This is a genomic window from Pseudomonas sp. ADAK21, from assembly GCF_012935735.1.
Lineage (GTDB): Bacteria > Pseudomonadota > Gammaproteobacteria > Pseudomonadales > Pseudomonadaceae > Aquipseudomonas > Aquipseudomonas proteolytica.
In genome coordinates this window covers 1,999,982-2,014,453 of record NZ_CP052857.1, presented here as the reverse complement: position 1 = coordinate 2,014,453, position 14,472 = coordinate 1,999,982, and the positions used below count along the sequence as shown (strand labels likewise).

16 protein-coding genes are annotated in these 14,472 nt (G+C 56.5%); all 16 read left to right on the top strand.

What is annotated here, in order from left to right; genetic code table 11:
- Window positions 1–373: 373 nt before the first annotated feature.
- The 16 genes from rpmH to atpG all read left to right on the top strand — a co-directional run bounded on the left by rpmH (window position 374) and on the right by atpG (window position 14,470).
- A complete protein-coding gene (rpmH, locus tag HKK57_RS09290; protein WP_003213577.1) occupies window positions 374–508 on the top strand; it encodes a 50S ribosomal protein L34 in 135 nt (44 codons plus the stop codon).
- A 16-nt stretch (window positions 509–524) separates the two neighbouring features.
- Window positions 525–929, top strand: a complete 405-nt coding sequence (gene rnpA / locus HKK57_RS09285; protein ID WP_029290189.1) for a ribonuclease P protein component — start codon at window positions 525–527, stop codon at window positions 927–929.
- A complete protein-coding gene (gene yidD / locus HKK57_RS09280) occupies window positions 922–1,167 on the top strand; it encodes a membrane protein insertion efficiency factor YidD (protein WP_010465488.1) in 246 nt (81 codons plus the stop codon). Before rnpA ends, yidD begins: the two co-directional genes overlap by 8 nt.
- Window positions 1,168–1,169: 2 nt before the next feature.
- Window positions 1,170–2,852 (top strand): membrane protein insertase YidC, encoded by a 1,683-nt coding sequence (yidC, locus tag HKK57_RS09275; RefSeq protein ID WP_029290187.1) that lies wholly within the window; start codon window positions 1,170–1,172, stop codon window positions 2,850–2,852.
- A gap of 79 nt (window positions 2,853–2,931) precedes the next feature.
- A complete protein-coding gene (gene mnmE, locus HKK57_RS09270; protein ID WP_070996612.1) occupies window positions 2,932–4,302 on the top strand; it encodes a tRNA uridine-5-carboxymethylaminomethyl(34) synthesis GTPase MnmE in 1,371 nt (456 codons plus the stop codon).
- Window positions 4,303–4,852: 550 nt separating this feature from the next.
- A complete protein-coding gene (gene mnmG, locus HKK57_RS09265; RefSeq protein ID WP_169390059.1) occupies window positions 4,853–6,745 on the top strand; it encodes a tRNA uridine-5-carboxymethylaminomethyl(34) synthesis enzyme MnmG in 1,893 nt (630 codons plus the stop codon).
- Window positions 6,742–7,386: a 16S rRNA (guanine(527)-N(7))-methyltransferase RsmG gene (gene rsmG / locus HKK57_RS09260; RefSeq protein ID WP_029290181.1), complete on the top strand. Its 645-nt coding sequence runs from the start codon at window positions 6,742–6,744 to the stop codon at window positions 7,384–7,386. The genes mnmG and rsmG overlap by 4 nt, the downstream gene beginning before the upstream one ends.
- 18 nt (window positions 7,387–7,404) lie before the next feature.
- The gene (locus HKK57_RS09255) at window positions 7,405–8,202 is read left to right on the top strand and encodes a ParA family protein (RefSeq protein WP_169390058.1); all 798 of its coding nucleotides are present in this window, start codon (window positions 7,405–7,407) and stop codon (window positions 8,200–8,202) included.
- 9 nt (window positions 8,203–8,211) lie between these two features.
- Window positions 8,212–9,084, top strand: coding sequence for a ParB/RepB/Spo0J family partition protein (locus HKK57_RS09250; protein ID WP_169390057.1), 873 nt, complete (start codon window positions 8,212–8,214; stop codon window positions 9,082–9,084).
- Between the two features lie 148 nt (window positions 9,085–9,232).
- The gene (locus HKK57_RS09245) at window positions 9,233–9,640 is read left to right on the top strand and encodes a F0F1 ATP synthase subunit I (RefSeq protein ID WP_010565865.1); all 408 of its coding nucleotides are present in this window, start codon (window positions 9,233–9,235) and stop codon (window positions 9,638–9,640) included.
- A 16-nt stretch (window positions 9,641–9,656) separates the two neighbouring features.
- The gene (gene atpB, locus HKK57_RS09240; RefSeq protein WP_029290172.1) at window positions 9,657–10,526 is read left to right on the top strand and encodes a F0F1 ATP synthase subunit A; all 870 of its coding nucleotides are present in this window, start codon (window positions 9,657–9,659) and stop codon (window positions 10,524–10,526) included.
- 133 nt (window positions 10,527–10,659) lie between these two features.
- The gene (gene atpE / locus HKK57_RS09235) at window positions 10,660–10,917 is read left to right on the top strand and encodes a F0F1 ATP synthase subunit C (RefSeq protein WP_002555987.1); all 258 of its coding nucleotides are present in this window, start codon (window positions 10,660–10,662) and stop codon (window positions 10,915–10,917) included.
- 56 nt (window positions 10,918–10,973) lie between these two features.
- Entirely contained in the window at window positions 10,974–11,444 is a 471-nt protein-coding gene (locus HKK57_RS09230; RefSeq protein ID WP_008439543.1) for a F0F1 ATP synthase subunit B, read from the top strand.
- A 12-nt stretch (window positions 11,445–11,456) separates the two neighbouring features.
- Entirely contained in the window at window positions 11,457–11,993 is a 537-nt protein-coding gene (locus tag HKK57_RS09225; RefSeq protein WP_029290139.1) for a F0F1 ATP synthase subunit delta, read from the top strand.
- Window positions 11,994–12,014: 21 nt separating this feature from the next.
- Window positions 12,015–13,559 (top strand): F0F1 ATP synthase subunit alpha, encoded by a 1,545-nt coding sequence (gene atpA, locus HKK57_RS09220; protein ID WP_003195831.1) that lies wholly within the window; start codon window positions 12,015–12,017, stop codon window positions 13,557–13,559.
- Between the two features lie 50 nt (window positions 13,560–13,609).
- A complete protein-coding gene (gene atpG / locus HKK57_RS09215) occupies window positions 13,610–14,470 on the top strand; it encodes a F0F1 ATP synthase subunit gamma (RefSeq protein ID WP_029290134.1) in 861 nt (286 codons plus the stop codon).
- Window positions 14,471–14,472 lie beyond the last annotated feature (2 nt).

The window sequence follows — 14,472 nt, the reverse complement described above, 5'->3', positions numbered from 1 at the left end:
CTGTGGATAAGTAGCCATTCCACACACAGCTTATCCGACAGCGCAGCACAGGCAGAGCACTGCTTCTCCCCCGTGTTGTCATCCTCTGTACAGCACGTGGAATATGGTCTCAAGCCAGTTATCCACAGATGATCGGCTCCCTAGCTTTTATAAGCTTTACAGAAAAGCTTTAAATAACTTCCTTCTTTATTTTTATATCTATGGCATTGCTCGTGAAAGCCGAACCTCATGGAATCGGTCCCAGGGCCTGCAGATATCTAATTGAAGGAATAGCTGGTTGGAAATTGACCTAGAGGCTTGCTTTCTCTAGAATCCCCGGTCTCTTAAAACGGGGGCCATTCCGGCCCGTTGTGGACGAACCAGGTAACACGCCATGAAACGTACTTTCCAACCAAGCACCATCAAACGCGCCCGTACTCACGGTTTCCGTGCTCGCATGGCTACCAAGAACGGCCGTGCTGTCCTGTCGCGTCGCCGCGCCAAAGGTCGTGCGCGTCTGGCAGTTTGATAATCCGGTACTGGTGGTGAGTCAGGACTTCAGTCGGGAAAAGCGTCTGCTAACCCCCCGGCACTTCAAGGCAGTCTTTGACTCCCCCACCGGCAAGGTTCCGGGGAAAAATCTCCTGCTCCTTGCGCGTAACAACGATCTGGATCACCCCCGTCTCGGGTTGGTGATCGGCAAGAAGAGCGTAAAGCTCTCCGTTGAGCGCAATCGCCTCAAGCGTCTGATGCGCGAATCGTTTCGCCTCCACCAGGACACTCTGGTTGGTTGGGATATTGTTATCGTCGCGCGCAAAGGCTTGGGGGACGTAGAAAACCCCGAATTGATTCAGCATTTCGGCAAGCTCTGGAAACGTTTGGCTCGCACCAGCAAGCCGACCCCAGCAGTCAGCCCCGAAACTGTAGGGGTAGACAGCACTGATGCGTAAACTGGCCCTCGTTCCGATCCAGTTTTACCGTTATGCCATCAGTCCGCTGATGGCCAGCCACTGTCGTTTCTACCCCAGTTGTTCCTGCTACGCGTATGAAGCCATAGAAAATCATGGCCTTCTGCGCGGTGGCTGGCTGACCTTTCGTCGTTTAGGTCGCTGTCATCCGTGGAATCCCGGTGGTTATGACCCGGTTCCGCCTATCCCTACCTCCCGTTCTTCTTCGATGGCCGAGTAATCATGGATATTAAACGCACGATCCTGATCGTCGCCCTGGCAATCGTGTCCTACGTTATGGTTCTGAAATGGAACCAGGACTATGGCCAGGCTGCCCTGCCGACTCAGAATGTTGCTACCAATCAGTCTGCTCCTGCTATTGCAGATGCACCGTTGGGTAACAATGCTTCCGCCAGTGCCGATGTACCCAGCGCGAATGCCGATACCAGCACCCCTGTAGACAACGCGGTCATCACCAATAAAGACCTCATCCACGTCAAAACGGATGTACTGGACCTGGCGATCGATCCACAGGGCGGCGATATTGCCCAGCTGAAATTGCCACTGTATCCACGTCGCCAAGACCACCCGGATGTTCCATTCCAGTTGTTCGATAACGGTGGCGAGCGTGTTTATCTGGCGCAAAGCGGCCTGACTGGCACTGATGGTCCTGATGCTCGTGCTACCGGTCGTCCGGTTTATTCGACCGAACAGAAGACTTATCAACTGGCTGATGGCCAAAACCAGTTGAACGTCGACCTGAAATTCAGTCACGACGGCGTCAATTACATCAAGCGTTTCAGCTTCACTCGCGGTTTGTACGATCTGAAAGTCACCTACCTGATCGACAACACCAGCGAAAAAGCCTGGACTGGCAACCTGTTTGCCCAGCTCAAGCGTGACGGCAGCTCCGATCCGTCTTCCAGCACTGCCACTGGCACCGCGACTTATCTGGGCGCTGCCCTGTGGACAAGTAACGAGCCGTACAAAAAAGTGTCGATGAAAGATATCGACAAGGCCGCGCTGAAAGAAACGGTGCAAGGTGGTTGGGTAGCCTGGCTGCAACACTACTTTGTAACCGCGTGGATCCCGAACAAGGGTGAAGCCAATCTGGTTCAGACCCGCAAGGACAACCAGGGCAACTACATCATTGGTTTCACTGGCCCGGCGTTGACCGTTGCACCAGGCGCCAAGGCTGAAACCAGTGCCACCTTGTATGCCGGCCCGAAAAGCCAGGCGGTACTCAAGGAGTTATCCCCAGGTCTGGAACTGACTGTGGATTACGGCATCCTGTGGTTCATTGCCCAGCCAATCTTCTGGTTGCTGCAACATATCCACAGCATCGTCGGTAACTGGGGCTGGTCGATCATCTTCCTGACCATGCTGATCAAAGGGATTTTCTTCCCGCTGTCGGCTGCCAGCTACAAATCGATGGCCCGTATGCGTGCGGTTGCACCGAAACTGGCTGCACTGAAAGAGCAACATGGCGATGACCGGCAGAAGATGTCGCAAGCCATGATGGAGCTGTACAAGAAAGAGAAGATCAACCCGTTGGGTGGATGCTTGCCGATTCTTGTACAGATGCCGGTGTTCCTGTCGCTGTACTGGGTGCTCCTGGAAAGCGTGGAAATGCGCCAGGCGCCGTTCATGCTGTGGATAACTGACTTGTCGATCAAAGACCCGTTCTTTATCCTGCCGATCATCATGGGCGCTACCATGTTCATCCAGCAGCGTCTGAACCCGACTCCTCCGGATCCGATGCAGGCCAAGGTGATGAAAATGATGCCAATCATCTTCACCTTCTTCTTCCTGTGGTTCCCGGCTGGTCTGGTCCTGTACTGGGTGGTCAACAACGTGTTGTCGATCTCTCAACAGTGGTACATCACACGTAAGATCGAAGCGGCTGCCAAAAAAGCCGAGGCGTAACTTACTCTGTGGATAACCACTCAAGACGCCCCCTCGTGGGGCGTTTTGCATTCTGTCACTTTTGTCTGGGAAACCGCTGATGAGCGCTCCTCGTGAAACCATCGCTGCCGTCGCCACCGCCCAGGGCCGGGGCGGTGTCGGTATCGTTCGAATTTCCGGACCGCTGGCCGGCATTGCCGCCAAGGCTATCAGCGGGCGCGAGCTGAAGCCCCGGTATGCGCATTACGGGCCCTTTTTTGCTGAAGACCTCGAGGTGCTGGATGAAGGCCTGGCCCTGTATTTTCCCGGGCCTAACTCGTTCACCGGCGAAGATGTGCTGGAACTGCAGGGCCATGGCGGTCCTGTGGTGCTGGACATGCTGCTGCAGCGCTGTCTGCAATTGGGCTGCCGCCTGGCCCGGCCGGGTGAATTCAGCGAGCGTGCGTTCCTCAATGACAAGCTCGACCTGGCCCAGGCCGAGGCCATCGCCGACCTGATCGAGGCCAGTTCTGCACAGGCCGCACGCAATGCCTTGCGCTCGTTGCAGGGGGCGTTTTCCCTGCGCGTGCATAACCTCACCGAGCAACTGATCAGTTTGCGCATCTATGTCGAGGCAGCCATTGATTTCCCGGAAGAAGAAATCGACTTTCTCGCCGATGGTCATGTCCTGGCCATGCTCGATAAGGTCCGCGATGAGTTATCCACAGTACTGAAGGAAGCCGGACAGGGCGCATTGCTGCGCGACGGTATGACAGTGGTGATTGCTGGCCGGCCCAACGCCGGCAAGTCGAGTTTGCTCAACGCTCTTGCGGGTCGTGAAGCGGCCATCGTCACCGAGATTGCTGGTACCACCCGGGATATCCTGCGCGAACACATTCATATCGATGGCATGCCGCTGCACGTGGTCGATACCGCCGGTTTGCGTGATACCGATGACCAGGTGGAAAAAATCGGTGTGGAACGGGCGCTCAAGGCCATCGGTGAAGCAGATCGGGTGCTGTTGGTGGTGGATGCCACAGCACCTGAGGCTGTGGATCCTTTTGCCCTGTGGCCCGAATTCCTTGAACAACGGCCGGACCCGGCCAAAGTCACGCTGATTCGCAACAAAGCCGACCTGACGGGGGAAGCCATTGCCCTGGAAGTCAGCGACGATGGCCATGTCACGATCAGCCTCAGCGCCAAGTCTGCCGGCGATGGCCTGGAACTGCTACGCGATCATCTCAAGGCGTGCATGGGTTATGAACAGACCTCGGAGAGCAGCTTCAGTGCTCGTCGCAGGCACCTTGAGGCCCTACGCCATGCCAGCGCCGCCCTTGAGCACGGCAGAGCACAGCTGACGCTGGCGGGCGCGGGAGAGCTGCTGGCCGAAGACTTACGGCAGGCCCAGCAACTGCTGGGGGAAATTACCGGGGCGTTCAGCTCTGATGATCTGCTCGGCAGGATCTTTTCCAGCTTCTGCATCGGTAAATAACCCTTCGCTGTTCACAGACAGGCAATTGGTGCCTGTCTGTTTCGTCCGTTTCAGGGCACACCTTCGCATTTCCTCAAATTTACCTCCCCCGAGGCTGCCTTGCTGTGGGTGAAATTTGCCGTGTGTGACACATTTCTGTGGATTAAGCCCTGTGAATAACCGCCCTTGTGCCCAGTTGATAACAGGGCTCGAAACCTGAGTAAAAACCATCCTGTGGATAAGCACCTGTTTAATCCACAGGCTTAAAGCACTTATCCAAGGGCCTCATTGGCACCTAACCACAGACTTTTGAATCTCTGTACAGTACGTAAATAAAGGCCTATAGAGATCTATCCACAGAAAGTAGGCTCAGTAGAAATAAACATAAAAACAAAGATTTAATAAATTTCTCTCTTTTAATTTCTATTACCTCTGATTCATCCACAGCTGGTTAAATTTTGTGCAAAGGGTTCTTTAGGAAGGGCTAAGTCCCTATACTTGCCGCCATAGCTCCAAAACTCTTTCAACAGACAATTCCTGATTACCTACATAAGCAGGCACGAGGTGCGTGGTGGATTTCCCTTCCCGTTTTGAAGTGATCGTCATCGGCGGCGGTCATGCCGGTACCGAGGCAGCACTGGCGTCAGCCCGCATGGGGGTCAAAACCCTGTTGCTGACGCACAACGTGGAAACCCTTGGTGCCATGAGTTGCAACCCCGCCATTGGTGGCATCGGCAAAAGCCACCTGGTCAAGGAAATCGACGCCCTTGGCGGCGTGATGGCCATGGCTACCGACAAGGGTGGTATTCAATTTCGTGTGCTCAACAGCCGCAAAGGCCCGGCCGTGCGTGCTACTCGAGCACAAGCCGACCGCATTCTGTACAAGGCGGCAGTACGCGAAACCCTGGAAAACCAGGCCAACCTGTGGATATTTCAGCAAGCTGCTGACGACCTGATCGTCGAACAGGACCAGGTTCGCGGCGTTGTCACGCAAATGGGCCTGCGTTTCTTTGCAGAATCCGTGGTGCTGACCACCGGTACCTTCCTCGGTGGACTTATCCACATCGGGATGCAGAACTATTCGGGTGGCCGTGCCGGTGATCCGCCGTCCATTGCCCTGGCTCATCGCCTGCGCGAACTGCCACTGCGTGTCGGTCGCCTGAAAACCGGGACCCCGCCGCGTATCGACGGGCGTTCTGTGGATTTCTTGGTAATGACCGAGCAAGCCGGGGATACGCCGATCCCGGTGATGTCGTTCATGGGGTCCAAGGAGCAGCACCCGAAACAGGTGAGTTGCTGGATTACCCACACCAATGCGCGTACCCACGAAATCATCGCGGCCAACCTTGATCGTTCGCCGATGTATTCCGGGGTGATTGAGGGCATCGGCCCGCGCTATTGCCCGTCGATCGAAGACAAGATCCACCGCTTTGCCGACAAGGAAAGCCACCAGGTCTTTATCGAGCCGGAAGGTTTGACTACCCACGAGTTGTACCCGAACGGGATTTCCACTTCCCTGCCGTTCGACGTGCAAATCCAGATCGTGCAGTCGATTCGCGGCATGGAAAACGCGCACATCGTGCGACCTGGCTACGCCATCGAGTACGACTACTTCGATCCACGGGACTTGAAATACAGCCTGGAAACCAAAGTGATCGGCGGCCTGTTCTTCGCCGGGCAAATCAACGGCACCACCGGTTACGAAGAAGCCGGCGCCCAGGGTTTGCTGGCCGGGACCAATGCGGCATTGCGCGCCCAGGGCAAAGACAGCTGGTGCCCGCGTCGCGATGAAGCGTACATCGGGGTGTTGGTTGACGACCTGATTACCCTGGGTACCCAGGAACCGTATCGGATGTTCACTTCCCGGGCCGAATATCGCCTGATCCTGCGCGAAGACAACGCCGACCTGCGCCTGACCGAAAAAGGTCGCGAGCTGGGCCTGGTCGATGACGCGCGTTGGGCTGCGTTCTGCAAAAAACGCGAAAGCATCGAACTGGAAGAGCAGCGCCTGAAAAGTACTTGGGTGCGTCCGGGTACTGAGCAAGGCGATGCCATTGCCGAAAAATTTGGCACGCCGCTGACCCACGAGTACAACCTGTTGAACCTGCTGTCCCGTCCGGAAATCGACTACGCTGGTCTGGTCGAAGTCACTGGCGGCGGCGCAGAAGATCCACAGGTGGCCGAGCAGGTCGAAATCAAGACCAAATATGCCGGTTACATTGACCGTCAGCAGGACGAGATCGCTCGACTGCGCGCCAGTGAAGATACCAAGCTGCCTGTGGATATCGATTACACCGGGATTTCCGGCCTGTCGAAAGAGATTCAAAGCAAGCTGGGGATAACTCGTCCCGAGACCCTGGGCCAGGCTTCCCGTATCCCGGGCGTCACCCCGGCAGCCATTTCGCTGTTGATGATTCATTTGAAAAAACGCGGCGCGGGCCGTCAGTTGGAGCAAAGCGCTTGAGTTCGTTGGTCACCTCGCAACACGCCGAAGAGTTATCCACAGGTGCGCGCCAATTGGGCGTGGAACTGACCGAAGCCCAGCATGAGTTGCTGTTGGGCTATCTGGCCCTGTTGATCAAATGGAACAAGGCCTACAACCTGACTGCGGTGCGCGATCCGGACGAAATGGTCTCGCGGCATTTGCTCGACAGCTTGAGCGTGATGCCATTCATCGAAAACGGGCGCTGGCTGGACGTCGGCAGTGGCGGAGGCATGCCTGGCATCCCGCTGGCCATCCTGTTTCCCGAGTCGCAAGTGACATGTCTGGACAGCAACGGTAAGAAAACCCGCTTCCTGACCCAGGTCAAACTCGAACTCAAGCTGGACAACCTGCAAGTTATCCACAGCCGCGTAGAAGCCTTCACGCCTGAGCAGCCCTTCAATGGAATTGTTTCCAGGGCCTTCAGCAGCATGGAGAACTTCAGCAACTGGACGCGCCACCTGGGCGACCTGAACACCCGTTGGCTGGCAATGAAGGGCGTTCATCCAAGCGACGAGCTGTTAGCATTGCCGGCAGACTTCCACCTCGATAGCGAACACGCCTTGGCCGTACCCGGTTGCCAAGGCCAACGCCATCTGCTGATACTGCGCCGCACGGCATGATTGGGAACACAAGCAAGAATGGCTAAGGTATTCGCGATAGCGAACCAGAAAGGTGGCGTGGGCAAAACCACCACCTGCATCAACCTCGCAGCATCCCTGGTCGCTACCAAGCGTCGGGTGCTGTTGATCGATCTCGATCCACAGGGCAACGCCACCATGGGTAGCGGTGTGGATAAACACGGCCTGGAAAACTCGGTCTACGACTTGCTGATTGGCGAGTGCGACCTGGCCCAGGCCATGCACTATTCCGAGCACGGCGGTTATCAACTGCTGCCGGCCAACCGCGATCTAACCGCGGCGGAAGTGGTGCTGCTGGAAATGCAGATGAAAGAAAGCCGTCTGCGCAGCGCCCTGGCGCCGATCCGCGAGAATTACGATTACATTTTGATCGACTGCCCGCCGTCGCTGTCGATGCTGACGCTCAACGCGTTGGTCGCCGCCGATGGGGTGATAATCCCCATGCAGTGCGAGTACTTCGCCCTCGAAGGCTTGAGCGACCTTGTGGATAACATCAAGCGCATCGCTGAGTTGCTCAACCCGAACCTGAAAGTCGAAGGCCTGCTGCGGACCATGTATGACCCGCGCCTGAGCCTGATGAACGATGTGTCGGCGCAGCTCAAGGAGCACTTTGGCGACCAGCTCTACGACACAGTGATCCCACGGAACATCCGCCTGGCCGAAGCGCCAAGCTATGGCATGCCCGCGCTGGCGTACGACAAGTCATCCCGTGGTGCCATTGCCTACCTGGCGCTGGCCGGCGAGATGGTTCGTCGCCAACGCCGCACCTCACGCACCGCTGCAGCCCAGCCAACTTAAGGAATCCCCATGGCCGTCAAGAAACGAGGTCTCGGACGTGGACTGGATGCACTGCTGAGTGGTCCGACTGTCACTTCGCTGGAAGAACAGGCGGTGCAGGCCGACTCCCGTGAGCTGCAACACTTGCCGTTGGACCTGATCCAGCGTGGCAAGTACCAGCCGCGCCGGGACATGGACCCGCAGGCGCTGGAAGAGCTGGCCAATTCGATCAAGGCCCAGGGCGTGATGCAGCCGATTGTGGTGCGCCCCATTGGTGGCGGTCGGTTTGAGATCATCGCCGGCGAACGCCGCTGGCGCGCCAGTCAGCAGGCCGGCCAGGAAACCATCCCGGCGATGGTGCGCGATGTGCCGGATGAAACTGCCATTGCCATGGCATTGATCGAGAATATCCAGCGCGAAGACCTCAATCCCATCGAGGAAGCCATTGCCCTGCAGCGCTTGCAGCAGGAATTCAAGCTGACCCAGCAGGAAGTGGCCGATGCGGTGGGCAAATCCCGTGTCACGGTTTCCAACCTGTTGCGTCTGATCGCGCTTCCAGAAGTGATCAAGACCATGTTGTCCCACGGTGACCTGGAAATGGGTCATGCCCGTGCTTTGCTCGGTTTACCGGAAAATCAACAGGTTGAAGGGGCGCGACACGTTGTCGCACGAGGTCTCACCGTTCGTCAGACCGAGGCCCTGGTTCGCCAGTGGCTCAGTGGCAAACCTGCACCGGTTGAAACCACCAAAACTGATCCGGATATTGCGCGCCTTGAGCAGCGCCTGGCCGAGCGGCTGGGCTCTGCGGTGCAAATTCGCCACGGTAAGAAGGGTAAAGGGCAATTGGTTATCGGATATAACTCCCTCGATGAGCTTCAGGGCGTTCTTTCCCACATCCGCTGAAACATTTGCTTATGTAGCGTGCAGTCGGAAATCACTACCCGGCAGTTGAATAGGGGCAGAACCGCCCCTATACTCTGCGCGCATTTTGTCGGCACAAATTATGCCAAGTTATTGATTTCCGGCCGCCGACCATTGAGGAGCAAGAGTGATGGAAACCCGCACGCCAAACACGTTGCCGTTCCATCGCTTGGCCGTTTTCCCGGTTTTATTGGCCCAATTTGTCATTCTGCTGATCGCCGCATTGGCGCTTTGGTATTGGCATGGGGTCGTAGCCGGGTATTCAGGACTCTGCGGAGGCCTGATAGCCTTGCTGCCCAATATGTATTTTGCTCACAGGGCCTTTCGGTTTTCCGGCGCCCGAGCAGCCCAGGCTATCGTCCGGTCTTTTTATGCCGGCGAAGCAGGGAAACTGATTTTGACGGCAGTGCTGTTTGCACTGACCTTTGCAGGTGTGAAGCCATTGGCGCCGCTAGCTGTATTCGGCGTCTTCGTGTTGACCCAACTGGTCAGCTGGTTCGCTCCCCTGCTAATGAAAACAAGACTTTCGAAACCTTAGGGCGTTTGAGGCAACCATGGCAGAAACAACCGCTTCGGGCTATATCCAGCACCACTTGCAGAACCTGACCTTCGGTCAGCTTCCCAACGGCGGCTGGGGCTTTGCCCACTCCGCAGCAGAGGCCAAAGAAATGGGCTTCTGGGCTTTCCACCTGGATACTCTGGGCTGGTCGGTCGCATTGGGTCTGATCTTCGTCCTGATTTTCCGCATGGCGGCAAAGAAGGCGACTTCCGGTCAGCCAGGTGCTTTGCAGAACTTCGTTGAAGTATTGGTCGAATTCGTCGATGGCAGCGTGAAAGACAGCTTCCATGGCCGTAGCCCGGTGATTGCACCGCTGGCACTGACCATCTTCGTCTGGGTGTTCCTGATGAACGCCGTCGACCTGATCCCGGTGGACTGGATCCCGCAAGTGGCCATGTGGATCAGCGGCGACCCGCACATCCCATTCCGTGCGGTATCGACCACTGACCCGAACGCTACCCTGGGCATGGCCCTGTCGGTGTTCGCGTTGATCATCTTCTACAGCATCAAGATCAAGGGCATCGGCGGCTTCATCGGCGAACTGACCCTGCACCCGTTCGGCAGCAAGAACATCTTCGTTCAAGCCCTGCTGATCCCGGTGAACTTCCTGCTGGAATTCGTCACCCTGATCGCCAAGCCGATTTCCCTGGCTCTGCGACTGTTCGGCAACATGTATGCCGGCGAGCTGGTGTTCATTCTGATCGCTGTGATGTTCGGCAGCGGCCTGCTCTGGCTTAGCGGCCTGGGCATTGTTCTGCAGTGGGCGTGGGCTGTGTTCCACATCCTGATCATTACCCTGCAGGCGTTTATCTTCATGATGCTGACCATCGTCTACCTGTCGATGGCGCACGAAGAGAACCATTAAGACCAGTCTCGACTAGTCTGATGTCCTTCCCGGTGAAACGGGAAGGTGGCCCCCAAGGGCTATGAAACGATTTGTTTTACCGCTTTAAAATCTAAAAAACCTAAACCATACGACGTAAAAGTCGGGAGGAAAGATGGAAACTGTAGTTGGTCTAACCGCTATCGCTGTTGCACTGTTGATCGGCCTGGGCGCCCTGGGTACTGCCATTGGTTTCGGCCTGTTGGGCGGCAAGTTCCTGGAAGGCGCAGCGCGTCAGCCAGAAATGGTTCCAATGCTGCAAGTTAAAATGTTCATCGTTGCCGGCCTGCTCGACGCCGTGACCATGATCGGTGTTGGTATCGCTCTGTTCTTCACCTTCGCGAACCCCTTCGTTGGTCAACTCGCCGGTTAATCACTCGTTTTTTCGAGTGATTGGTGTGTTGTGCAACGAACGAGCGAGGTATTGGCGTGAACATTAATGCAACCATTATTGGTCAGTCCTTAGCGTTCTTGATTTTTGTTGTTTTCTGCATGAAGTTCGTATGGCCTCCGGTCATCGCGGCTTTGCACGAACGTCAGAAGAAGATCGCGGATGGACTGGACGCTGCCGCACGAGCAGCTCGCGACCTGGAGTTGGCCCAAGATAAAGCGGGTCAGCAACTGCGCGAAGCGAAGGCTCAGGCAGCTGAAATCATTGAGCAAGCCAAGAAACGCGGTAACCAGATTGTTGAAGAGGCTGTTGAAAAAGCCCGTATCGACGCTGACCGTGTGAAGGTTCAGGCTCAGGCCGAGATCGAACAGGAATTGAACGGTGTCAAAGATGCGCTGCGTGCCCAACTGGGTGCTCTGGCCGTCGGCGGTGCTGAGAAGATCCTGGGTGCCACAATCGATCAAAACGCGCACGCGGAGCTGGTAAACAAACTGGCTGCTGAAATTTAAGCGAGGGCGATCATGGCAGAATTGACCACGTTGGCCCGACCTTACGCTAAGGCAGCCTTCGAGCACGCCCAGGCCCACCAGCAGCTGGCCTCTTGGTCAGCCATGCTCGGCCTGGCTGCAGCAGTGTCGCAAGACGACACCATGCAGCGCGTGCTCAAGGCCCCGCGACTGACGAGCGCAGACAAGGCCGCCACGTTTATTGACGTGTGCGGCGACAAGTTTGATGTGAAAGTGCAGAACTTCATCCACATCATTGCCGAAAACGACCGTCTCCTGCTTTTGCCGGAGATTGCCGCTCTGTTCGACCTGTACAAGGCCGAGCAAGAGAAGTCGGTAGACGTTGAAGTGACCAGTGCTTTTGCATTGAACCAAGAACAGCAAGACAAACTCGCCAAGGTTCTCAGTGCACGACTCGACCGGGAAGTGCGCCTGCAAGTTGCGGAAGACCCATCCCTCATTGGGGGTGTTGTCATTCGCGCCGGCGACCTGGTTATCGATGGCTCGATTCGCGGCAAACTCGCGAATCTTGCCGAAGCATTGAAATCTTGAGTTTGAAGGGGCAGCAGAGCAATGCAGCAACTCAATCCTTCCGAAATAAGTGAAATTATCAAGGGCCGCATCGACAAGCTCGATGTGACCTCCCAAGCCCGTAACGAAGGCACTGTCGTCAGCGTATCTGACGGCATCGTGCGGATTCACGGTCTGGCCGACGTAATGTACGGCGAGATGATCGAGTTTCCGGGCGGCGTCTACGGTATGGCCCTCAACCTGGAGCAAGACTCCGTAGGTGCCGTTGTATTGGGCGCATACACCAGTCTGGCTGAAGGCATGAGCGCCAAGTGCACAGGCCGCATCCTCGAAGTTCCGGTTGGTAAGGAACTGCTGGGTCGCGTTGTCGACGCACTGGGTAACCCTGTTGACGGTAAAGGTCCACTGGGCAACACCGAGACCGACGCGGTCGAGAAAGTTGCTCCAGGCGTGATCTGGCGTAAGTCGGTAGACCAGCCTGTACAGACTGGCTACAAAGCTGTCGATGCCATGATCCCAGTCGGCCGTGGCCAGCGTGAGCTGATCATCGGTGACCGTCAGATCGGTAAGACCGCTCTGGCGATCGACGCGATCATCAACCAGAAAGACAGCGGCATTTTCTGCGTCTACGTAGCAATCGGTCAGAAACAATCGACCATCGCCAACGTGGTTCGCAAGCTGGAAGAAAACGGCGCCCTGGCCAACACGATCATCGTGGCTGCCAGTGCTTCGGAATCTCCTGCGCTGCAATTCCTGGCACCGTACTCCGGTTGCACCATGGGTGAATTCTTCCGCGACCGCGGTGAAGACGCGCTGATCGTTTATGACGATCTGTCCAAGCAAGCAGTGGCTTACCGCCAGATTTCCCTGCTGCTGCGCCGTCCACCAGGCCGTGAAGCCTACCCAGGCGACGTGTTCTATCTCCACTCCCGTCTGCTGGAGCGCGCATCGCGCGTATCCGAAGAGTACGTAGAGAAGTTCACCAACGGCGCAGTGACCGGCAAAACCGGTTCCCTGACCGCACTGCCGATCATCGAAACCCAGGCTGGCGACGTTTCCGCGTTCGTTCCGACCAACGTGATTTCCATCACCGACGGTCAGATCTTCCTGGAATCGGCCATGTTCAACTCGGGCATCCGTCCTGCAGTGAACGCCGGTGTTTCGGTATCCCGTGTGGGTGGTGCTGCTCAGACCAAGATCATCAAGAAGCTCTCCGGTGGTATCCGTACCGCTCTGGCTCAGTACCGTGAACTGGCGGCATTCGCCCAGTTCGCTTCTGACCTGGACGAAGCGACCCGTAAGCAACTTGAGCATGGTCAGCGCGTTACCGAGCTGATGAAGCAGAAGCAATACGCCCCAATGTCGATCGCTGACATGGCGTTGTCGCTGTATGCCGCTGAGCGTGGGTTCCTGACTGACGTCGAAATCGCCAAGGTCGGCAGCTTTGAACAAGCGCTGATTGCTTACTTCAACCGCGATCACGCCGAATTGATGGCGAAGATCAACGTGAAGGGTGACTTCAATGACGATATCGACGCTGGCATGAAAGCCGGTATCGAGAAGTTCAAGGCCACCCAAACCTGGTAAGCCGCAGCGGGAGCCGTGAGGCTCCCGCTTGCTAACCTGATAGGTGTTACATGGCAGGCGCAAAAGAGATTCGCAGTAAGATTGCGAGCATCAAAAGCACGCAAAAAATTACCAGCGCCATGGAAAAAGTGGCGGTCAGCAAAATGCGCAAGGCACAAATGCGCATGTCTGCTAGCCGTCCTTATGCGGAGCGTATCCGCCAGGTAATTGGGCATCTGGCCAACGCCAACCCGGAATACCGCCACCCATTCATGATCGAACGCGCCGTCAAGCGTGTGGGTTATGTGGTAGTGAGCAGTGACCGTGGTTTGTGCGGTGGTTTGAATACCAACCTGTTCAAGGCCCTGGTCAAGGACATGGCGGTAAACCGCGAAAACGGCGTCGAGATTGATCTGTGTGTTGTTGGTAGCAAGGGTGCGGCCTTTTTCCGCAACTTCGGCGGTAACGTCGTTGCAGCTATCAGCCACCTGGGTGAAGAGCCGTCGATCAATGACTTGATCGGCAGTGTGAAGGTGATGCTGGATGCGTACCTGGAAGGCCGGATCGACCGCCTGTCCGTGGTATCCAACAAGTTCATCAACACCATGACCCAGCAGCCAACCGTGGAGCAATTGATTCCACTGGTGGCGACCCCGGATCAGGAACTCAAGCACCACTGGGACTACCTCTACGAACCAGACGCCAAAGAGCTGCTTGACGGCTTGATGGTGCGCTACGTGGAGTCGCAGGTGTACCAGGCGGTGGTCGAGAACAACGCAGCTGAACAAGCGGCGCGGATGATCGCGATGAAAAACGCTACCGACAACGCCGGTGATCTGATCAGCGATTTGCAGCTGATCTACAACAAGGCGCGTCAGGCTGCGATCACCCAAGAGATCTCGGAAATCGTCGGCGGCGCTGCCGCGGTTTAACG